The sequence below is a fragment of the Maribellus sp. CM-23 genome, assembly GCF_021354595.1.
In the GTDB taxonomy this organism is placed as follows: domain Bacteria; phylum Bacteroidota; class Bacteroidia; order Bacteroidales; family Prolixibacteraceae; genus Draconibacterium.
Window position 1 is genome coordinate 1,562,246 of sequence record NZ_JADWYJ010000001.1, and the last position, 22,040, is coordinate 1,584,285.

The 22,040-nt window shown below is 44.3% G+C and carries 15 protein-coding genes and 1 tRNA gene; 8 read left to right on the forward strand and 8 right to left on the reverse strand.

Annotation, left to right across the window (positions count from 1 at the left end; all coding sequences use genetic code 11):
* Positions 1-66 precede the first annotated feature (66 nt).
* Complete coding sequence (locus INQ51_RS06190; RefSeq protein ID WP_233377009.1) at positions 67-1,128, forward strand: amidohydrolase family protein; 1,062 nt, start codon at positions 67-69, stop codon at positions 1,126-1,128.
* A gap of 46 nt (positions 1,129-1,174) precedes the next feature.
* On the opposite strand, the gene INQ51_RS06195 is transcribed toward INQ51_RS06190, so the two are convergent.
* From INQ51_RS06195 to ispG, 4 genes are all read right to left on the reverse strand, one after another.
* Complete coding sequence (locus INQ51_RS06195; RefSeq protein WP_233377010.1) at positions 1,175-1,684, reverse strand: hypothetical protein; 510 nt, start codon at positions 1,682-1,684, stop codon at positions 1,175-1,177.
* Between the two features lie 170 nt (positions 1,685-1,854).
* A complete protein-coding gene (locus INQ51_RS06200; protein WP_233377011.1) occupies positions 1,855-3,945 on the reverse strand; it encodes a M3 family metallopeptidase in 2,091 nt (696 codons plus the stop codon).
* Positions 3,946-4,021: 76 nt separating this feature from the next.
* Positions 4,022-4,600, reverse strand: a complete 579-nt coding sequence (locus INQ51_RS06205; protein WP_119437753.1) for a flavin reductase family protein — start codon at positions 4,598-4,600, stop codon at positions 4,022-4,024.
* A 200-nt stretch (positions 4,601-4,800) separates the two neighbouring features.
* Entirely contained in the window at positions 4,801-6,660 is a 1,860-nt protein-coding gene (gene ispG, locus INQ51_RS06210; protein ID WP_233377012.1) for a (E)-4-hydroxy-3-methylbut-2-enyl-diphosphate synthase, read from the reverse strand.
* A 91-nt stretch (positions 6,661-6,751) separates the two neighbouring features.
* Between ispG and gldA the strand changes: the two genes are divergently transcribed.
* The 7 genes from gldA to INQ51_RS06245 all read left to right on the forward strand — a co-directional run bounded on the left by gldA (position 6,752) and on the right by INQ51_RS06245 (position 14,643).
* Positions 6,752-7,666, forward strand: coding sequence for a gliding motility-associated ABC transporter ATP-binding subunit GldA (gene gldA / locus INQ51_RS06215; RefSeq protein WP_233377013.1), 915 nt, complete (start codon positions 6,752-6,754; stop codon positions 7,664-7,666).
* A 1,492-nt stretch (positions 7,667-9,158) separates the two neighbouring features.
* Complete coding sequence (locus tag INQ51_RS06220) at positions 9,159-9,785, forward strand: sensor histidine kinase (RefSeq protein WP_233377014.1); 627 nt, start codon at positions 9,159-9,161, stop codon at positions 9,783-9,785.
* Positions 9,782-10,552, forward strand: coding sequence for a LytR/AlgR family response regulator transcription factor (locus INQ51_RS06225; RefSeq protein ID WP_233377015.1), 771 nt, complete (start codon positions 9,782-9,784; stop codon positions 10,550-10,552). The genes INQ51_RS06220 and INQ51_RS06225 overlap by 4 nt, the downstream gene beginning before the upstream one ends.
* 505 nt (positions 10,553-11,057) lie before the next feature.
* Positions 11,058-12,311, forward strand: a complete 1,254-nt coding sequence (metK, locus tag INQ51_RS06230; RefSeq protein ID WP_233377016.1) for a methionine adenosyltransferase — start codon at positions 11,058-11,060, stop codon at positions 12,309-12,311.
* A gap of 338 nt (positions 12,312-12,649) precedes the next feature.
* Entirely contained in the window at positions 12,650-13,759 is a 1,110-nt protein-coding gene (locus INQ51_RS06235; RefSeq protein ID WP_233377017.1) for a universal stress protein, read from the forward strand.
* Positions 13,760-13,903: 144 nt separating this feature from the next.
* Positions 13,904-13,976: transfer RNA gene (locus INQ51_RS06240), tRNA-Met, on the forward strand.
* A 241-nt stretch (positions 13,977-14,217) separates the two neighbouring features.
* Positions 14,218-14,643: a hypothetical protein gene (locus INQ51_RS06245; RefSeq protein ID WP_233377018.1), complete on the forward strand. Its 426-nt coding sequence runs from the start codon at positions 14,218-14,220 to the stop codon at positions 14,641-14,643.
* 183 nt (positions 14,644-14,826) lie between these two features.
* On the opposite strand, the gene bglX is transcribed toward INQ51_RS06245, so the two are convergent.
* The 4 genes from bglX to INQ51_RS06265 all read right to left on the reverse strand — a co-directional run bounded on the left by bglX (position 14,827) and on the right by INQ51_RS06265 (position 22,021).
* Entirely contained in the window at positions 14,827-17,067 is a 2,241-nt protein-coding gene (bglX, locus tag INQ51_RS06250; RefSeq protein WP_233377019.1) for a beta-glucosidase BglX, read from the reverse strand.
* Between the two features lie 20 nt (positions 17,068-17,087).
* Positions 17,088-18,476: a family 16 glycosylhydrolase gene (locus INQ51_RS06255; RefSeq protein ID WP_233377020.1), complete on the reverse strand. Its 1,389-nt coding sequence runs from the start codon at positions 18,474-18,476 to the stop codon at positions 17,088-17,090.
* A 138-nt stretch (positions 18,477-18,614) separates the two neighbouring features.
* On the reverse strand, positions 18,615-20,390 hold the full coding sequence (locus INQ51_RS06260; protein WP_233377021.1) for a PKD domain-containing protein: 1,776 nt from the start codon (positions 20,388-20,390) through the stop codon (positions 18,615-18,617).
* 32 nt (positions 20,391-20,422) lie between these two features.
* Positions 20,423-22,021 (reverse strand): RagB/SusD family nutrient uptake outer membrane protein, encoded by a 1,599-nt coding sequence (locus INQ51_RS06265; RefSeq protein ID WP_233377022.1) that lies wholly within the window; start codon positions 22,019-22,021, stop codon positions 20,423-20,425.
* Positions 22,022-22,040: the final 19 nt, after the last annotated feature.

The following is a 22,040-nucleotide window of genomic DNA, read 5'->3' on the forward strand; positions in this document are numbered from 1 at the left end:
AATTGAAAAACGTGCGAGTTCCACCGATAGATTGAAAGACCACTAAAACCAAATAAACCTGATCGTATGAAATTCCGGATTACTTTGCTTAGCATGTTGACACCATTCATTTATTCGTGTGACAATTATTATTCGATGGATGATTTTTCATCTGTCCCGAAAATCGATGCTCACTATCACATTTATTCGAGCCAGAATGTTTCGATCGACCAGGCCAGAAAAGACAACTTCAGGCTTCTTTCCATCAACACTCATTCAGGCACTTGCGAAAGGGTGATTGACACACAACAGGAACTGGATAAACTTAAGCAGGAACTTCAACAGGAAATAGAATATACAACAACGTTTTGCATGGACGACTGGGACAACCCAGCCTGGTCCGGCAATACCCTGTTGTGGCTAAAACAATGCCTTGCCGACGGAGCCATTGCAGTGAAAGTGTGGAAAAACATTGGGATGGAATACCGAAACTCCGACAGTGTTTTGGTGATGATTGACGATCCGCAGTTCGATCCTGTCTTTCAATATCTTGCCGAGAACAAGATCCCCCTTGTCGGGCATTTGGGAGAACCGAAAAACTGCTGGTTGCCATTGGAGGAAATGACCACCAAAAACGACAGTGGTTATTTTTCGCGAAATCCGCAGTACCACATGTACAAGCACCCTGAGTTTCCGAGCTATGAAGAACAGATGGCTGCCCGCGACAGGATGCTGGACAAGAATCCTGACCTCATTTTTATTGGCTGTCACCTGGCGAGCCTCGAGTGGAATGTCGATACGCTATCCGAGTGGCTCGATAAATATCCGAATGCCGCTGTTGACATGGCCGCACGAATGGGACAGCTCTTTTACCAAACCCGCGACAACCACGATAAAGTGCGCGATTTCTTTATTAAATACCAGAACCGCCTGCTTTACGGAACCGATATCATCGACCGCGGAGGAGATGCTGAGTTGTTCCAAAAAAGAATACATGAAACCTGGTTGCACGATTGGGAATACCTCATCACCGACAATACCATGAAAAGCGGTCTTATTGACGGAGAATTTAAGGGACTGAAACTTCCGAAGGAGGTGGTAGACAAAATATATTCGGAAAATGCCAAAGTCTGGTATCAAAGCTTTTAAACTACGCAAAGCCATTTCCTCGCTTCGAATAAGAGCAAACGGCACTTTAATCTGCTTTCTCAATACTCAATAAATAGTGGCTTTTAAGAGCATAATTAAAAATCAGCTTATCACCCTCAGTGCAACGTTCAAATAATTCTTTATCTACATTGAACTTTATATCATCCACAAGGAACTCAAATCTTACAGTATAAGTCTTCGACATACTATTACCACGTACAGGAGCAGCGTAATCAGCTGTTTTATATTTGCCCATCAAAGTTTTTGTTAGCTGGATTTTTTCGTTGAATTGCAAGTCGCGGTAATACTTATGGCTTATTAGAAAATATAGCATTATTGACAAGATCAATGTTCCTACTGAAATATAAATCATCATTTTAGTATGGAGGGCATCAGGATTCAAATCGAAAAATAACTCGTAAATAGTAACTCCAATAACTGTAGCAAGAACAAAGACTAATACACACAAGCCTAATACGTTTATATATTGATTTCTCAACACTTTTCTATCGGTTTTTGAAAGGCCCCGCCACATTTGATATTTATTGGTTCTCATTGTTTTATTGTAAGCAATCTTTACCGATAAAGATATAAATCGAATTCTGTATTATCCCAATAAGCGATCTGCTGTTGAGCACCCCTCCCACTTGTTGCGCGATACTCAATCAACAAAAAAATGGCACCCCTAAACCGGGATGCCATTTTCAATATTGTGTAACTTTTAGTTTATTGTAAACCGCTGCGTTCGAGCAGTGCGTCAACCGTTGGTTCGTGCCCGCGGAAACGTTTGTACAATTCCATCGGATGTTCGGTGCCGCCTTTTTCCAAAATGTTTTTACGGAACGACGCTGCCACTTCCTTGTTAAACAGTCCTTTTTCCTTGAAAACGCTAAAGGCGTCGGCATCCAGCACCTCGGCCCATTTGTAGCCGTAATAGCCGGCGGCATAACCACCTGCAAACAAGTGCCCGAACTGTGTACTCATACAAACTCCGTCGACTGCAGGAAAGATCTGTGTCTTTTTCCAGGCCTGCTCTTCAAAGTCTTTCACACTGCCTGTATAAGGCTTTTCGAGCGTATGCCACGCCATGTCGAGGTAGCCAAAACTTAGCTGGCGAATGGAAAGATACCCTGCCAGGTAATTTTGCGAGTCCACAATTTTCTGCACCAGTTCGGCCGGAATGGTTTCGCCGGTTTGGTAATGTTTCGCAAAGCGGTCCAGGAATTCTTTTTGTGTGGCCCAGTTTTCCATGATTTGTGAAGGCAGCTCCACAAAGTCGCGGTAAACACTGGTTCCTGAAAGGCTTCCATACGTAGAATTGGCTAGCATTCCGTGCAGCGCATGACCAAATTCGTGCATCAGCGTTTCCACCTCATAAAAAGTGAGCAAAGCCGGTTTGGTTTCGGTGGGGCGGGTAAAGTTCATCACAATCGTAACATGCGGCCGCGAGTCAACTCCATTGTCTTTCCACTGGCCTTTGAAATCGTTCATCCAGGCACCGCCCTGTTTTCCCGGACGCGGATGAAAATCAGTATAAAATACCGAAAGGAAGGTACCATCGGCGTCAAATACTTCGTAGGCTGTTACTTCCGGATTGTAAACAGGAATGTCTTTGTTTTCCCTGAAAGTTATTCCATACAAATCGGTGGCAAGCCCCAGTACTCCTTCTGTTACCCGGCTTAACTCGAAATATGGTTTTAGCATCTCATCGTTGAGATCGAACTTTTTTACTTTCAGTTTTTCGCTGTAATAGCTCCAGTCCCACGGCATCAGCTCGCCTTCAAAACCTTCAGTTGCTGCAAACTCCTGAATTTCCTGTTTCTCCCTAAGCGCCACTTTATACGATGCTTCGTACAAATCGTTGAGCAAGCCATACACACCGGCCGGATTAATGGCCATGCGGCGTTCGAGTACATAATCGGCATAATTTTTATATCCCAGCAATTGCGCCAATTCCAAACGAAGCTCAGCGATGCGTTTTACGTTCTCCTGGTTATCCAGTTCATCACCTTTGAATGACTTCGAGCTATACGCCATGTAAAGTGTTTTGCGCAAATCGCGGTTATCGGCATATTTCATAAACGGGCCAAAACTGGGCTGTGTAATATCAAACAGCCAGCCTTCTTTGCCTTTTGCTTTGGCACGGCCTGCAGCTGCTTCCAGTTCGCCTTCGGGCAAACCCGACAACTCTTCTTTATTCGTAATAACAAGCTCGTAGGCATTGGTTTCTTTCAGCACATTCTCATCAAAAGTCAGGCTGAGTTTTGACAATTCGGTACTGATGGCCCGGAATTTCGCCTTATCCTCTTCCGAAAGATTGGCTCCTTTCCGAACAAATCCTTCGTAGGTATTTTCCAACAAGGTTTTCTGTTCAGCATCCAGGCTTAACTGGTCTTTTTGCTGGTACACTTTTTTCACCTTTTCAAACAATACCGGGTCCAGCGAAACATCGTTCTGAAACTTGGTCAGCAAAGGCGAAACTTCCTGCGCAATGCGCTGCAGCTCATCGTTAGTTTCAGCCCCCAGCAGGTTAAAAAACACACCCGAAGTGCGGCCCAGCAGGCGTCCCACATGGTCAAGTGCAACAATCGTATTTTCGAAAGTCGGAGCTTCCGGGTTGTTTTTGATGGCTTCCAGCTCTTTCTCTCCCGCTTCGATGGAAGCTTTGAAAGCCGGTAAAAAATGTTCGTTTTTGATTTCGTTAAAAGGGGCCGTTTCATGCGGCGTGTTAAACGTGCCCAGCAATGGGTTATTCTGTGCGTTGATCATTCCAATATTCATTAAAAAAACAATTGATAACAAGTAAATTCTCTTCATGCTTAAAGATTAAGTTCTACACTGATTATTTGATTTCCTAAAAGACAAAGCCGGGTTTGCTTTGTTCAAATGAAGTCTATTTTTTTCGTTTCCTCTTTTTCTCAACACTCCATCCAAACTTTCCGATCTTCTTTCCCATTCCGAAATAATGGCCGTGACTGTACACAAGCGGGTTGGCCTTCGAAAAACTGAACGCGTCTTTTTCGTTGATGTAAGTATCGTCGATCGAAACGCCCAGAACTTCGGAAATAAACATGTGGTGCGAGCCCAGTTCCACGATCTCCTTTACCCGGCACTCGATGTTTACCGGCGATTCTTCGATAATAGGAGCCTTTACATACTTCGCTTCACCGGGAGTCAGGTTCATTTCCTTCCATTTGTTGAATTTCCGGCCCGACCGGCAACCACACCAGTCGGTGGCTTTCGCCAGTTTCTCGGTGGTCAGGTTGATCACAAACTCGCCGGTTCGCTTGATAATTTCGTAGGAATGCCGCCCGGGCCTCACCGATATGTAGCACATCGGGGGATCACTGTTGATCGTACCTGTCCAGGCAATCGTTATGATGTTGTACTCCTCGGGTGTTTCGCCACAGCTCACCATTACGGCCGGAAGCGGGTAAATGATCGTACCGGGTTTCCAGTAGGTTCGTGCCATCGAAAAAAATTAATGGTTTATCGCGTAAAGGTAAAAAACTTATTCTGCACCCTTTATGCAACACACGAGAAATAAAGGATTGAAGTAGATTGAAAACAGATTGAGGTAGATTGAGTCAATCCAATCCTTCCACTCAGACATTTCAAACTAAAACTGGCTGACAATATTCTGCAAAAAACACGAGGATTATTGATACGACACTAATCCACCGGATCTTTCCAGTCGCCGTTTTCGCGGATCAGTTGCTCCAGTTCTTCCACAGCATCTTCGTACGGAATGTGCCGTTTGATCGGCTTCAAACCTTTGTACAGGTTAACTTTGTTATTTCCGGCGCCCACAAAACCATAATCCACATCGCCCATTTCGCCGGGTCCGTTTACCACGCAACCCATAATCCCGATCTTCAAGTGATCGAGGTGTTTGAAATGTTCCTTGATCTGTTTGGTTGTTTCGTGCAGGTTAAACAGTGTTCGTCCGCAACCCGGGCACGAAATAAATTCGGTTTTTGACACCCGCATGCGACTGGCCTGCAAAATGCCAAAACTCAGGTCTTTCAGCTCGGTGAACGTGATATTTTCGTGGTCATTCGAAATACAGATACCATCTCCGTAACCATCGATCAGCAAACCGCCCAAATCGGCAGAAGACTTGATCTGCAGGTCTTCGAGGCGACTTTCGTTGTAGCGACGGTACAAAATTACCGGCACCTTCCAGATGTGTGTTTCCAGCGCCATAAAGAAGGCACGGAGTTCCGCCATCGGGTTGGCATTGAAACTCTCCAGTATCAGCACGGTTTTACGTGTCTGTTTGAGTTTCATAATGATCTCAGGGTGAAGGTCCATAAACTTGTCGAACTCGGCTTTGTTGGTACGGATAAATTTCATCCTTCCCCAACGCGTGCTTTCAAACAAATATTCCTCCAGCGTTATCACCGGGTATTCTTCGCCTTCGATATCCAACACACGGTTGCCTGACAAGAAATACTCGGGAATCAGTTTCCCACGAATCGGGATCATTTCACGCAAACTGTGGTCGCCCAAATCGGCCACTACCAGCGGAAGTTGCTTTCCTCCCATGTTCAGCACCGGACGCGTATCGCGACGTTCGTATTCAAACGGGTTCGTTTGCCCGATCATCGGAGCCGTAATGGGTGCATGGTTCTGGTAAGTTCTGAAATGATTGACCAGTTTCATGGCCACCGGAATCTCGTTGATCGGTTTTTCGGTCAGCGAAATTCTTACGGTATCACCAATTCCATCAGCCAAAAGAGCGCCAATTCCAACCGCTGATTTCAGGCGGCCGTCTTCTCCTTCACCTGCCTCGGTTACCCCAAGGTGGAACGGGAACTGCATATCTTCCAGGCGCATTTTGAAATTAAGCAAACGCGCCGTATAAACCATCACACGGGTATTGCTCGATTTAATGGAAACCACCACATTGTTGAAATTCACTTTCTTACAAATGCGTAGAAATTCCAGCACCGATTCCGCAATACCTGCCGGCGTGTCGCCAAAACGGCTCATCACCCTGTCGGACAACGAACCATGATTGGCCCCGATCCGAAGACAGGTATTGGTTTTTCTCAGCACTTCAAGAAAAGGAACAAACTGCTTCTCGATGATTTCGAGTTCGTTTTTGTACTCTTCGTCGGTGTATATTTTATTCTTGAACTGCGCTCTCTTGTCGTAAAAATTCCCGGGGTTGATACGCACCTTGGAAACATATTGGGCAGCCACTTCTGCCAAACGCGGATTAAAATGAATATCGGCCACCAGCGGTGTATTGTATCCTCTGCCAACCAATTCCTTTTTAATAATCTGCAGGCTTTCGGCGTCCTGCATGCTTTTTACGGTAACCCTTACATAATCGGCTCCCGCCTTTACTACCCGAATAATCTGCTCCACTGTTGCATCCGTGTCACTCGTATCAGTATCGGTCATGGTCTGAATACGAATCGGATTACTTCCTCCCACGGCAACACCTCCAATATTCACTTCGGTAGTATCCTGCCGCTGATATTTAGTAAGGTCTTGAATGTAGTTGAAATGACGGTCCTTCATTTAATTAAATCTGTTAAGCTGAACTGCAAATTTAAGTGAATGCTTCTAAAATAAAAACATTCCGCTATTTTTGTTCATTCCAAATAAGCGAATGAGCATCGAAACCCGAAATATCAGCAAATTATACGGAAAGCAACGTGCATTGGATACGGTAAGCTTATCGGTAAGAAAAGGTGAATTAGTTGGTTTTCTGGGACCTAACGGAGCAGGCAAATCAACTATGATGAAAATCATTACCGGCTACCTGCCTGCCGATTCGGGAGAGATACTAATCCATGGAGAAAAGGTTTTGCCCGGCGACCTGTCTTACAAAAAAGACATTGGCTACCTGCCTGAACACAACCCGCTCTACCCCGACCTGTACATCAAGGAATACCTCGAAATTACGGCAGGTTTTTACGGCTTAAAGAACGTAAAGAAGCGGGTGGGTGAAATGGTGGAACTTACCGGGCTGGGATTGGAACAGCATAAAAAGATCCGCGCTCTTTCGAAAGGATACCGCCAGCGTGTAGGGCTGGCACAGGCCCTGATCCACGATCCGTCGATTCTGATTCTGGATGAACCAACCACTGGACTTGACCCCAACCAGCTGGAAGAAATCCGCCACCTGATTCGCACCATCAGCCGCGAAAAAACGGTGATCCTTTCGTCGCACATTATGCAGGAAGTGGAGGCTGTCTGTAACCGGGTGATCATCATCAACCGCGGAAAAATTGTTGCCGACGGCGGCATTGCAGAAGTAAAATCGGGAAGCCTACAGCAAAACCAGGTAGTGCTGGCGGAGTTCTCGACCACTGTTAAGCAGGAAAAATTATGGCAGATTCCCGGAGTACAAAATGCGCTTCCAAACGGAAAGGGCTGGGAGCTGGAAGCTGCATCCGGAGAAGATATCCGCGCGGCAGTATTTGAATTTGCCGTACAAAACCAACTTACACTTCTCACTCTTCACGAAAAACAGAAAAACCTGGAGAACGTTTTTCATCAGTTGACACAGAACCAGAGTTGAGGCAGGAGTAGGACAAATACTCCAATTGACCCCCTCGGTCCCCCGAAGGGGGAAGATTCCTCCCTTTTGGGGAGGTTAGGAGGGGCCAGCAACTTACAAAAAAGTGGAAAATTTGTTTTCTTAACTATTTAGACAGCCTCATTAGGGAGAGTTCCTCTAAATATGAAATGCAAAATTGCATATTTATAAGACAACGATAAAAACGAATCACGATAAGGGAAAAAGCTGAATATTCCCTAAATTCAGCACTTCATCGGAAAAAGCTAAAATACCAAATGATAACACTGTTTATTTGACCCAAAACTAAAATCCGCCCACTATGAAACAGTTGTTATTTTTTCTGATCCTATTCTTCTCTACATCATTCCTATTGAAGGTACAAGCCAGTTATAATTATGACGAAACCACCTGGAATACAATACGGGAAAGACTATTTGATGGAACGAATTCACGGGCATTTCGTTTTTATGAAGATATTCGAATCAAACTGGATGGGAACGTGACTCCAGAAGACTCATCAATTGTAAAAGGTATTGTTGAAGAATTAAATAAGATTATAGAGACCATTGAAGTAAAGCTCGTTCAGTCTGATGCTAACTTCGTCATCAACATAAATGACTCAAAAAATGGCATTTTCACACAAATGAGTTTCTCTCCCAAAAACGAAATAACACATATTGAAACAACCATTAATACAGAAGATCTATTTTACCTGAAAGAAAAACAGAAATTGTTTCAATACAGTATAATTACCAAACTCACAAAAACATTCACTCCCAAGTTTGGCTCAACAAAAATTTTTGGATTCTTTGACACTTCTTCCTTTGAAGAGGTTAAACGCTTCACAGAAATAGACAGAAACCTCCTACAAAAACTTTATTCTAAAGATTTTTATAGAGAACTAAAACGAAACACCGTCAAAAGATATGGCTTTCTGTATTATTTAAACCTGAGATTTGAAGGATGGATTAAAAAATTTTCTATAGTAATTACAATTGTCTTAATCATTATCTTACTTCTTTTTCTTCTGTCTTATTCATCTAGTTCTACAACAAAAAATGGTCTCTGGAATTATTTAAAACGCAAACTAATCCTTATAATAGGGATTTCAATAACCTATTGGTTTTATACCCTGCCCTATTCTATTCCGTTTTTTCAATTTGCAAATGGGTATTATCACTTTTTCGCCAACTTCGTTGAAGTAATCATTTATGGGATTCCTGTTTTAGTGCTTATTTATTATACCGACCAATTGTTGTTAAACAGAATAAATAATTTCTATCATCAGCAAATTTTTGTATTCATATCAACATTTTTATTTATCGTTCTAAGTTATTGGCTAATCTCAGTTCCATTCGCTTATTTAAACTCAAAAGCCAGTGGCCAATCCTTTAGCCTGATAGACCACTTAGCTCTTACCAAACTTCTAGATATTTCAATTATAGCTATTTTGAGGGTGCTTTATAACTTTATAAACTACCGCATACAAAGCATGGTGAACCAAAAAGATGTGGAAATTGCGAAGATGAAAGAGCTAAAAAACCAGGCCGAGTTAAATGCGCTGCACTCACGTATCAACCCACACTTCTTGTACAACTCCTTGAATTCCATTGCTAGCCTGGCGCACATCGATGCCGATAAAACCGAAAACATGGCCACCGGGCTTTCCGAACTTTTCCGGTACTCGATCAACAAGGAAAATAAAACCTTTGTAACAGTGGCCGAAGAGCTCGAAATGGTTAAAAAATACCTCGAAATTGAGAAAAACCGTTTTGGAGATAAACTCGTTTACGAGATCGATGCAGATGAAAGTACACGTGAAAAACAAATCCCAAAATTCCTGATCCAGCCGTTAGTAGAAAACGCCATCAAACACGGGCTTTCAAAAATAAAAGGAACCGGAATTGTTTCTGTAGCTGTGAATCAAACAGAAATGGACCTGATCATCACCATAGCTGACAATGGCCCCGATTTCCCTGTGGAACCGGTAAGCGGTTACGGGCTGCAAAACCTGCACGACAAACTCGACATTATTTATGGAAACGACGCCCGTATTAACTGGGAAAACGGAGAAAACAAACACATTCGGATCATCCTGAAAAATCAGTTTAACGCATGAAACTCAACCAACCCTGGAAAACGATAATTGTTGATGATGAACCCCTGGCGCGTTTGCGTTTGAAGACATTGGCCGGGGAATATCCGGATAGATTTGAAATTATTGCCGAAGCCGAAAACGGTGAAGAAGCGATTGAAAAAATTAACCGGCTGCGCCCGGAGTATATTTTTCTGGACATTCAGATGCCCGAAATCAGCGGATTTGATGTACTCAAAAAACTGGACTACCTGCCAAAAGTTATTTTTTGCACGGCCTACGACGAATTTGCCTTGCAGGCTTTCGATACGAACTGTATCGACTACCTGGTAAAACCACTGACCAAAGAACGGTTTGCCAAAACCATTACCAAACTGGATCAGATGAACGAAAACAGTCAGAGAATTGATCTGAACAGACTGATCGAACAATTTAACCAGGAACAGCGAAAAAATGAAGCGACGTCGATTCCAGTGAAAGTAGGCGACCGCGTGATTTTTGTCCGGCTCGACGAAGTTTCCTACATCCAGGCCGATGAGAAATATGTTACCGTTGTTACCAAACACGCCAAATCGCACGTACTGGATTCGAGTTTAAAAAGGCTGGAAGAAAAGCTTCCCGGCTATTTCATCCGGGTACACAAATCCTACCTCATCAATAAAAATCTGCTAAAAGAGATCCGGAAGCATTTCAACAATCGTTTTGTCCTGATACTCGACGACTACAGCCAGAGTAAGATAACCAGCGGCAGAAGCTACTATAATGAAATAAAAGCGATGTTTGAGTTGTAATACCTTCGGCTATTTATGTAAATTTTACTTAGCATTGCAAATATACATACTACGAATGTTTGAAGCAGATATTGAATTTGGGGGTGCACAACAAGTTTCCATTTTGCTTCAGAATAAAGGAAATACAAAAAAACTCCGGATACCTCTGTGAAAAACTCCGCGTTCTCTGTGGTTAAAAAGAGAAACCACAGAGTGTCACAGAGAAAACAGCACAGAGTACCTCAGAGGTTTCGTGTGAAGGAAATTTCTCGTGCACTCAGGATTATTGTGTATGATAAAGATTGAAAAAAGAGAAAAGCCTTCCGTTATAATAAATTCAAATAAGTCTTTTTTTATTCAAAATAAACACCTTACATTTGTGCCCGCTACGTGGAAAGATTTGAGATTGATTGCAACCACATGAAAAAAACGCTAAAACAATCGCATTTTTCACTATCAATCGAACATCCCGCAGTTTCATTTAATGTTTAACATGCTGAACGTTTCAGCTTAAAAAAGGGATTTTATGCATTATTTATTTACAAGCGAATCGGTTTCCGAAGGTCATCCAGACAAGGTTTCCGATCAGATTTCAGACGCATTGCTTGACCAGTTTCTGGCATTCGACGCAGATTCGAAAGTGGCTATCGAAACACTGGTTACCACCGGGCAGGTAGTTGTTGCCGGCGAGGTAAAATCAAAAACGTATGTTGACGTACAGGAAGTGGCGCGCAAGGTGATCAACGACATTGGTTACACCAAGGCTGCTTACCGTTTCGACGGTGATTCGTGCGGTGTGCTTACCGCCATTCACGAACAAAGTGCCGACATCAACCGCGGTGTTGACAAGGAAGACAAAGACGACCAGGGCGCCGGCGACCAGGGAATGATGTTTGGTTACGCCTGCAAAGACACCGACAACTACATGCCGTTGACGCTGGAATTGTCGCATCTGATTTTGCTGGAGTTGGCCGACATTCGCCGCGAAGAAAAAACGATGACTTATCTTCGTCCCGATGCCAAATCGCAGGTAACGGTTGAATACAACGAAGCAAACGAGCCGGTGAAAATCCACACCATTGTGGTTTCAACCCAACACGACGAGTTTGACGCCGACGAGCCCATGCTCGCTAAAATTAAAGAAGACGTAATCAACATTTTGATCCCACGTGTAGTAGCCAAACTTCCGGAACGTGTTCAAAAACTGTTTGGAAACGATATTATTTACCACGTAAACCCAACGGGTAAATTTGTGATTGGTGGCCCACACGGAGATACCGGACTTACCGGTCGTAAAATTATTGTGGATACTTACGGAGGCCGCGGAGCTCACGGCGGTGGTGCTTTCTCGGGCAAAGACCCGTCGAAAGTAGACCGTTCGGCAGCTTATGCATCACGCCACATTGCCAAAAACCTTGTAGCCGCGGGTGTTGCTAACGAAGTACTGGTGCAGCTGGCTTATGCCATTGGTGTTGCCCAGCCGGTGGGTGTTTTTGTAAATACCTACGGCCGCTCGAACGTAAACATTAGCGATGCCGAGATTGCAGAAAAAGTAAAAGCCATTTTCGACCTGCGCCCATCGGCCATCGAAAAAAGACTGGCACTGCGCAACCCAATTTACCTGGAAACAGCCGCTTACGGACACATGGGACGTATCCCGTCGACCGTTACCAAAACCTTTGAATCTCCGTACTTCGGAAAAGTAGAAAAGCAAGTGGAATTGTTTACCTGGGAAAAACTTGATTTTGTAAATCCGATCAAAGAAGCTTTCGGAATCTGATTCCGAGGGAAGTGTTAGTAATACGCACACGGGGCGGTTCGTTATTCGGACCGCCCTTTTTTCTGAAAGTCTAACCGTACATCCACTTATACCCATCCTCTCATCCTTCTCTACGTGTAAGGAAGCCTGCCTGCAGTAGGCAGGGACGATTGGTAAGTGGGTTGAAGCAAATTGAAATCAAGTATTTTTGTTCGTCGTTTCTTCTGAAGCCTAATCATCTTTTATCTCTGCTGGTAACTCCCTCGAATCATGATTCTTTTGTTGCCGTTTTTTGAAACATAATATGTATTTATCTCGAATACAAGAGCGGGAAATAACAACAACAAAAACTAAAAGTCATGGAAGAAAAACTGGTTACTCTGGTTGTATTGCCCTATTCAAAAGCACATATATTCAAGATGATGCTCGAAGAAAAGGGCGTTAATTGTGAACTCGAAGATATCTACCTGATTCAGGGTGAAACATCTGCTACTGTCAGGATTAAGATCCTTGAAAAAGATATTCCAAGAGCGGTGCATGAGCTCGAAGAATTTCTCGGAGCAAAAGTTTCCATTGCGACACAGGAAGAAAGCAGCAGTTTAAAGCAGATCCTTGTTCCGGTTGATTTCTCGGAAGCTTCAAAAAAAGCCGCCCGTTTGGCGGTCGACATTGCCACTCACCTGAAAGCAGACCTGGTTTTTATGCACAGCTTTATCAATCCGATTATTCATTCGGTGCCCTACAGCGATATTTATGCTTTCGATTCCAGTACGCTGTTTAAGATCGAACACGCCGAGAAAACCGCCAACGAAGATTTTCAAACCTTTATTCAGGAACTGTCGACGGAAGTGGGCGACGAAGTATGGAAATCGGTGGAAACCTACTACATCATTAAATCGGGCTACCCTGAAGAAGACATTCTGGCTTATGCCCGTAAAAACCGTCCGTTGCTGATCGTAGTCGGAAGCGGTGGCGACAATTACCCGCACGGCATTGTGGGCAGCGTAACCGCCGACATTATGTACAACGCCAATGTACCGGTTTTGGTGATCCCGAAAAATGCGCCGGAAAAGAAAGTTACAGCGTTTAACAATGTTCTGTATGCGACCAATTTCGATGAAAAAGACTTTGTAGCCATCGACAAACTGCTCGATCTGCTTCAGCCTTTCGAAATGCAACTGACTTGTGTGCACGTGGGGCAACCCCGTCAAAACGGCTGGGATCTGGCCCGTTTGGAAGGAATGCGCGAGGTACTTCAGAAAAAATACGAGAAGCGAAACTTCAATTGTCAGCTGCTTGAGGGCAACGATGTGCTGAATTCGATCGAAGAATACATCAAAAATTCGGAGGTAGATCTTTTGTCACTGACATCGCACAAAAGAAATATGATCTCGCGGCTTTTTAACCCGAGCATCGCCCGTGAGATGGTATTTCACAGTAACACACCACTTTTGATCTTTCATGCTTAATTAAAACGGTCGGGGGAAAAGCTTAGTTTTTACATAAATTGATTTTAATCGAAAAGGAATTGCAAACTTTTTTGCAGATTATAAAAAAGCTGTTATATTTGCACCCGCGTTCAAGAAGACATTTCAACAGAAATAAAGATACATTGCGGGGTGGAGCAGTTGGCAGCTCGTCGGGCTCATAACCCGAAGGTCATCGGTTCAAGTCCGGTCCCCGCTACTCAGAAGCCGGTTTTTAACCGGCTTTTTTATTTCCCAAATCCCAACTTTATTCCATTTCTTGCAATAACTCCCCTGAGTTGATTTCTGAAAGCTTTAATCTTTTTAAGAAGAAGATTCGCGGAAGACTTTCTCCCAAACAATGCTACATTCCCACTACTACCTAATATTCAACAACTTGACTTTCTACTCTTTTAGGTGTAACTTTAATATAAAACAGTCGCTAACTAAAACATTGCACAATGAAGAGAATTATTTTTTTAAGCCTAATGGTGGCATTAATCATGGGTTCTTGCTCCCCCGAGAAAAAATCACCCGTTGAAGGAACATGGAATATGATTTACGGTAGTTGGAATTCATTCGACAAAACATTTCCTGCCGACCTTGACGGAGGACAAATAAAAATGTACACGAAGCATTATTTCAGTCATGTAGGGCAATTCAAAGCCGACTCAATCATGGATAATCATGGATGTGGGTCCTACGCACTAAATGGAAATCAATTTGAAGAAACAATTATATACCGATATGGCGGTACAGACCAGGGCGAGAAAATAAAATTGTTGCTGGATGTCCAAAATGACACCTTAACCATCAGATGGCCGGTTGATGAGAACTGGAATCTTGCAGAAAATTTCAGTATTGAAAAATATGTCCGTTTGGATTGAAAATAATCTATCCTTCTACCTGCTAGCCGGTTGTTAACCGGCTTTTTATTTTCCATTAAGTTGCCCGGCGTTCAACAAAAAAGGCCGTCTGCCGACGACCTTCTCCCTCCACTAACTTGCAGCTATTACTGCCCCATATCATTTATATGCCTATCAAAATTGATGAAAGGTCTTGCTCCCCAATTACTTCAGTACAAATGCACCGTGCAAACCTTCCGCTGAATTTGGCCCGATCCACACCTCAAAATCACCGGGTTCAATTACATAAGCTTTCCCGTTAAAAAACTGCAAGTCTTCCGGCTTAAGCTGAAACGACACCTTGCGCACATCGCCGGGTTTTAGGTTGATTTTATCAAAACCCTTTAATTCTTTGATCGGTCGAGTCAGCGTTCCCACCTTATCGTGCACATACAGCTGAACGATCTCTTCTGCCTCAAAATTCCCCACGTTTTTCACTTCGGCCGAAACCGAAATGGAACCGTCTTTTGTCATTTCTCCGGAAGAAAGCACCAGGTTGCTGTACTGGAATTCGGTGTACGTCAATCCGTATCCAAAAGGCAGCAGCGGTGAAATACCGTAATCGAGATGCATCGATTTAAAACCAAGTGACAGCTGTTTCGAGTTGCGCGGAATATCATCGATGTAAATAAAATCATCTTCCGTTGCCGGACGTCCCGTGTTTTTCCGGTAATAATAGAACGGAATCTGCCCCGCTCCCTTTACAAAAGTCACCGGCAGCTTGCCCGATGGCGAAAAGTCGCCAAACAAAAGATCAGTGATTGCCGGCCCCGCCATGGTTCCCGGATGCCAGGCATACAAAACAGCATCGGCCATTTCCATTTCGGCGCCAATGGCCAGCGGTCTTCCTGCCATGACAACCAAAACAAGCGGTTTTCCGGTCTTTTTCAACTCAGTGATCAACTCAGTTTGAATACCCGGCAGGTTAATGATCCCGCGCGCATTGGCTTCGCCAGAAAGGATCGCTTCTTCCCCGGCAAAAAACAGGATAGCATCGGAAGTCTTCGCAGCGGCTAAAGCATCCGCAAATCCTTTGGTCGATTTGTCGCGGCTGTACTCCAGTCCCGCAGAATAGTTCATGCGATTCCCCAACATTTGGCCGATTGCTGCCCGCGGGGTTGTAGAATCATCTTCATTCCCGTCAAAAACCCAGGTTCCCAGCTGATCGCGCGGAGCGTCGGCCAAGGGCCCGATAACCGCCAAGCGTTGAATGGATTTTGAAATGGGCAACGTATTGTTTTTGTTTTTTAACAACACCATGCTTTTTCGCGCCATTTCGCGGGCTTCAGCTAAATGTGATGCCGCAAGAATCGTATCGCTTGATACCATTTGGTCGTAAGGTTTTGTAAACAGCCCCAGTTTCATTTTCGCCCGGAGAATATTGCCTACACATTCGTCAATCAGTTGCTCTGAAACAACTCCTTGTTCAATCAGAGATTTTAGGTTTTCGACATAGCAGGTGGTCGCCATCTCCATATCAACACCGGCTTTTACCGCAATTTCGGCGGCCTGTCGTTTATCGGCTGCAAAACCGTGATTGATCATTTCTTCTATCGACCCCCAGTCACTGACCACCATTCCGTCGTATCTCCATTCATCACGCAAAATTTGTTTCAGCGTAAATTCGTTCCCCGACGTGGGCACTCCGTTTAAGTCATTAAACGCTGACATAAACGTAAGCACTCCGGCATCCTGGGCAGCTTTAAAAGGACGCAAATGCACATTGCGCAAGAGCGGCTCGGGAATATAGGTGGTGTTGTAATCGCGACCGGCTTCGCTCATTCCATAACCTACGTAATGCTTGGCACAGGCTGCTATTGCCGTTGGGTCGTCCATATTGCCCTGAAAACCTTTGACCATGGCTGCGGCAAACAGCGAAGTCAGATACGGATCTTCGCCACAGCTTTCGGCAATACGCCCCCAGCGCGGATCCCAGGTAATGTCCATCATTGGAGCAAAAGTCCAGTTAATTCCCATCGACGACGCTTCCACCGCGGCAATTCGCATCGATTTTTCTGCTGCCCCCGGCTCCCAGGAAGAAGCCATTCCGAGCGGAATCGGGAAGATGGTGCGATAACCGTGAATTACATCGCGACCAAACAGTAGCGGAATTCCGTGTTTGCTTTCCTGCAAGGCTATACGCTGCAATTCCCCTACTCTTTCTGGACCCACCACGTTTAGCACCGAGCCCACCTTTCCCTCGCGAATCGCTTGTTCTAGCGCTTCTTCGGTGGGATAAAATCCGTCAGACACCTGCTGCATCTGCCCGATTTTTTCATCCAATGTCATTTGACCGATCAGCTCCTGAATCTTTTCCTCTTCTGTCCCTTTGTCTTTGTTCTGAACAGTGGTACAAGCTGTGCCCAAAAGCATGAACACAATAAATATCCAACCATTAAATTTCATACCTGCAATTTTATTATTCCCTATTCCTCCTGAAATACCTTCACATAATCCACCTCCATGCTTTGCGGGAAAATGGCGTTGTCCACTCCCTGCGCACCTCCCCAATTACCTCCAACAGCCACATTCAGAATAAAAAACTGTGGTTTGTCAAAGGGCCAGTTCTCGGCAGTTTTGTTGGAGGGAGCATATCGGTGTGTCACATTTTCAGGGGTATCGGTATAAAAGATCATTTCTTTTTCGGTCCAGATCAGACCATAAATATGGAACTCTTCCTCCGCGGTTTCGAGTGTTTTGCTGCTGCCACTGCCGTTTCCACCAAAGCCTGCCGATGTGTGCACAGTGGCGTGGATGGTATTGGGTTGGTAGCCCACGTATTCCATGATGTCAATTTCGCCACAGGCAGGCCAGCCCACGCTTCCGATATTGCCACCCAACATCCAGATAGCCGGCCAGATTCCTGTTCCCGACGGCAGCTTGGCCCGGATCTCCATTCGTCCGTAGGTAAATTCTTTTTTGCCGCCGGAGATCATTCGCGTTGATGTGTAAGAACCAGCCACCTTGTTATCATTTACTTTCCTGGCCGTGATCGTTAATATTCCATCTTTTACTTCGGCGTTGTCACCGGCTGTGTAATTCTGAAGTTCGTTGTTTCCCCAGCCACCCGAACCTGTTTCAAAAGTCCAGTTATTGGTATTAACTGCATTCCCGTCAAACTCATCCGACCAGACCAAGGAGAATTTTGAATAATAATCCGGATCGTTGGAGGCAATGGAAACCGTTTGTTTGGAAGAGTACGTAACTCCGTTTTTGACAAGCTGCAATTCAATTTCATAACTTCCCGAATAAGGAAAATACGCCTCTGCATTGCCTTTATTCTCTATTACTTTGTTTCGGTAAATCCATCTAAAAGAATCGAAAGTGCCGACAGAAGTGTTAGCAAGGATTACGTAGTTGGGACGGGCCCCATCCACGGTTGCGTTGAAAGAAACCATCAAATCATTCTTCGTGATCGTCACGGTTTGAGACGTCGATTTTCGCTCGCCTTCCAATCCGATCAACTCCAGCGAAACCACGTAATTGCCTGCTTCGGGATAATAAACTTCAAAGGTTTGCGATTTTGTAGTGCTTACTTCGGTACGGCCATTCCCAAAGTTCCAGTTTAACAAGTGATACTCACCTTCTGACTGGTTTGTAAAACGCAAGTGATTTTCATCTATAAAATCGTATTTAAAACCGGGAGTAAACACATCACCAGCCTCGTCGCCTCCGCAACTGCCAAGGGCGATTACACTAAACAGCAGTAATAACATATTCCTGAAATTCCAAAGTCCCATTGATTTTTGCACCTCTATTCTCTCCCTTATTTTATTTGATTTTAAGCCCATATCAGCAGTATCTGCATTGGCCACTCAGACTCAATTTCGTTCCAACTAACTCTCCTCATTTTCCCGCAGGAAAATGAATCACGACTTTTTCCTTTTTAACTGAAGTAATCTTAAAGATGAAGAAGAGGAGAGAAGATCTCCCCTCTTCTATCTACCCAAGCACTATCTTACCTTAGCAGATTTGATACCCTCAACATGCGGGCCTGCCAACTCATCAAAATAAAATTCATGTGTTCCTGTTCCGTTTCCGGGATTGAGCATAATGCGAATTACGTTGTAAAAATCGTGGCTTACCGCGGCATCGGGATTTGTTACGTCGTTTGTAAAGAAACCACCAGCAGAGCCATTGTTTGCGATTCCTTTGAAGTTGTATTCCACTACTTCCCACGTATTATCCTGTTGAATAGCATAAGTCAGTTCAACACCCGACATCCAGGCGTCTCCCCCCCAATCGGTATTCTCTAGCTTCAATAAAACAACATCGCCCGCTTTACCATAAACTTGCATTTTAAAGGTGCTCAACTGACGCAAGTCGAAGCGATAGCCCGACGGTAGTTGCATAAATGCATTGGCCCACGGATTATCTGTTTTAGAATAGAAAGCGACTTTTGAACTCTTGTTCGGGTACAGGCGCATTGGATTGTCAACTGCTTCAACAGCGCAGTCCTGACCTTGTACCGCTGCCATAATCACCTCACTGAAATCATTGTACATCACCATTTCATCCAACAGGAATTCTTCGTAGTCCGGATGGTTTTCGGTTATTTCAAGGGTCTGTGTTTTTGTTTCAACTCCCAGCGAAGTAGTTGTAGTAACCGTGATGGTATAGGTCCCCTTACGCATATAGGTATTGGTGAACACTTCGTTAACATCCGTTGATTCCTGCACGGTTCCGTTTCCAAAATCAACTGAAATATTGTCGATGCTTTGCCCTGAAGGAATGTTATTCACTGTAAAATGAACTTCGTAAGCATTGATTCCACTTGCAGCCTGCACATCAATTGTATACTCGATCTTTGGACGCTCGTAATTCTTCGGTTTCAATAAGAAGTGCCAGCTGGTCCAATCTTCATAAGCACTTGCGCATATCAACTCCAGTGAATTTTCAGTGATATTCAGAATCTTATATTCATTGTTGGCCGCTCCCACGTCCAATCCCGGGAAAATTCTTTTATCCGATGAAAACTGCAGATAAAAACCATCCGATTTTTCGTTAATCGACCAGGTCCCTTCTACCGGCGTAACATAATCTACGTCCCAGTCATCCTTATTCAGCCGCGGATTTTTGTACAACGATGCGAGATTCGGATCGTCTTTCATATAACTTTTTACATAACTGACACCATGGTTGTCGTAGGTTACTTTAAATCCATTCAGATTAAAGATCAGCTCATCATCATAAGCGCCAGTGCCTGATTTAACAAAAGGTTGAGCCGACCACCACTCCAACGGGTTCCCTCCTGCAGGGCCTACACCCAAGTGCCCCTGAATTTCAGCATCCAACACCCACGATTTACCTTCTGCGTTGTCGGCACCTCCAGTCAGAAAAACATACTTATCATCCGTAAAGATTGCGTAATCAGTTTCGGTGGTGGTATGTGTTTTTGTAATTGAACTGCTACCTCCATTGGTCAGAATGGTCATGGTAATGGTATAATCGCCCGGAAGCGGATAGTAGGCAGTTGCCGAAGATGACTTGACCGTTGATCCGTTTCCCAGATTAAAACTTACAGCACTGATTCCAATAACTTGCGGGCTAACCAGATCGATTTTAAAATGGAAAGCATCGGCACCCGGGGTAATCGAGAAGTCCATTGTTGAAGGATCGGGTGGAAGATTGGTACTCGATTGTGGACCATCTTCCATGTAGGGTTCGCAGCCAAACATTACAATCAGCGCGAAAAGCCACATTAAATTGAAATATTTTTTATTCTTCATTTTTGTCCTTTTAAAAGATTAAACCATGCGGCCTACTTGTAAGCAGGAACCATTTGCTGTAATACTCCCTGGTTGGTATTGCGAATTTCACTGGCCGGTATCGGGAACATTCCCCAGGTATCGGCTTTGAACGTACGCGGTGTGAAATGAGAAGGATTTGGAACGTCGCCCGGCACATTAAAGCTGGCATTGATTTTTTGTGCTGCGTAGTCGTTTCCTCTTCTCAGCAGGTCCCATTTGCGCAGTCCTTCCAAACCGAATTCAACGCGACGTTCATGATAAATATCGTCGAGAGTAATTGCCGACTTAGCAGCTTCGGCTCCCATTGCGCGGGTGCGAACTTCGTTGAAATACTCCAGCGATTTTGAAGGGTTGTCGGTCAGGTAGAGCTCAGCTGCCATCAGCAGAACATCGGCATAGCGGATATCCATGAAGTTGCGTGGGAAATTGTGACTATTGTCCCCCCCCGAGCCGATGTAAGCATTCAATGCCATGTATTTATTGTTGAAATATCCCGTATTCATAAAGGCCCGGGTATACTCCGTCAATTTGGTTTCAGCGTTGTACAGCGTTACATCTTTTCGAGGGTCGCCGCTTTCAAACTCATTCTGTAAGCTCCAGGAAGGAACCGAGAACGACCATCCGGGGAACACTCTTCCATTGTCGCCATCCGGATTACGAGGCCCCACCCAAACACTTGAGAAGTTACCGTTAATGTTCCAACCTCCCCAGTCGCCTGATTTTGCTTTCTCTGAATACTGAATTTCCAGTATCGACTCCTGGTTGTTCTGGTTGTCCCAGCTCCACAATTCGGCATAATCAGACACCAAAGAATATGCTTTACTGGTAATTACTGCTTCCAGCGCATTTTGTGCGTACGTTTTATCAATAGTGGTGGTTCCATTCGACCAGTTACCAACGCCCAGCACCGGTTTTGCAAAACCTTCGTGATACAGGTAAATTCGTGCAATTAATGCCTGAACAGCGCCTTTTGTAATACGACCTGTTTCTTCAGAAGAAACCGTAACCGGCAAAACTGCCACAGCTTTCAAGAGATCGTCGGCAATTTGCGTGAACAACTCTTCCGGAGTATTTTGCGGAAGATTTTTGTAATCTTCTACCGAAGGCAACACCTCGGTGATGATTGGAGTATAGCCATAATGGCGAACAAGGTCCCAGTAAAAATAGGCTCTCAGAAACAAGGCTTCTGCTTCGAGTCTTTCTTTCATGCCTTCCGTTTCCCAGGTTACATTTTCCTGTTTTTGCAGGTAAAGATTGGCCCGGTAAATTCCCGAATAACACCGGTTCCACAGGTCAGAAGCAGAATTGTTTTCAGGTTCCATTTTGAACATCTCCATGTCTTGCCATTGACTCATGTCGCTGATGTTTGAACCACCGCAAAAAGCATCGTCAGAGAAAATATCAGACATCGTAGGAACAAACTGCCAGTTTTGTACTGAATAAGCATCGTACACGGCAGCCACAGCCAGCAGGGCCTGTTCTTCGTTCTGGTAGTAATTGGCTTCTACCTGCCCGGTTTTCGGTTCCAGTTCAAGAAAATCTTTTGAACAAGATACTTGCAGGAAAACCAAAGCAACGAGACTCAGAATATATATTGTTTTGTTTTTCATCTGTTTTAATTTTAAATAG

Coding starts and splice junctions, on each gene's coding strand:
- INQ51_RS06225 (WP_233377015.1), top strand. CDS start 9,782: ATGAAACTCAACCAACCCTGGAAAACGATAATTGTTGATGATGAACCC.
- INQ51_RS06200 (WP_233377011.1), bottom strand. CDS start 3,945: ATGAAGAGAATTTACTTGTTATCAATTGTTTTTTTAATGAATATTGGA.
- INQ51_RS06195 (WP_233377010.1), bottom strand. CDS start 1,684: ATGAGAACCAATAAATATCAAATGTGGCGGGGCCTTTCAAAAACCGAT.
- bglX (WP_233377019.1), bottom strand. CDS start 17,067: ATGAAATTTAATGGTTGGATATTTATTGTGTTCATGCTTTTGGGCACA.
- INQ51_RS06245 (WP_233377018.1), top strand. CDS start 14,218: ATGAAGAGAATTATTTTTTTAAGCCTAATGGTGGCATTAATCATGGGT.
- gldA (WP_233377013.1), top strand. CDS start 6,752: ATGAGCATCGAAACCCGAAATATCAGCAAATTATACGGAAAGCAACGT.
- ispG (WP_233377012.1), bottom strand. CDS start 6,660: ATGAAGGACCGTCATTTCAACTACATTCAAGACCTTACTAAATATCAG.
- INQ51_RS06205 (WP_119437753.1), bottom strand. CDS start 4,600: ATGGCACGAACCTACTGGAAACCCGGTACGATCATTTACCCGCTTCCG.
- metK (WP_233377016.1), top strand. CDS start 11,058: ATGCATTATTTATTTACAAGCGAATCGGTTTCCGAAGGTCATCCAGAC.
- INQ51_RS06190 (WP_233377009.1), top strand. CDS start 67: ATGAAATTCCGGATTACTTTGCTTAGCATGTTGACACCATTCATTTAT.
- INQ51_RS06265 (WP_233377022.1), bottom strand. CDS start 22,021: ATGAAAAACAAAACAATATATATTCTGAGTCTCGTTGCTTTGGTTTTC.
- INQ51_RS06235 (WP_233377017.1), top strand. CDS start 12,650: ATGGAAGAAAAACTGGTTACTCTGGTTGTATTGCCCTATTCAAAAGCA.
- INQ51_RS06220 (WP_233377014.1), top strand. CDS start 9,159: ATGGTGAACCAAAAAGATGTGGAAATTGCGAAGATGAAAGAGCTAAAA.
- INQ51_RS06260 (WP_233377021.1), bottom strand. CDS start 20,390: ATGAAGAATAAAAAATATTTCAATTTAATGTGGCTTTTCGCGCTGATT.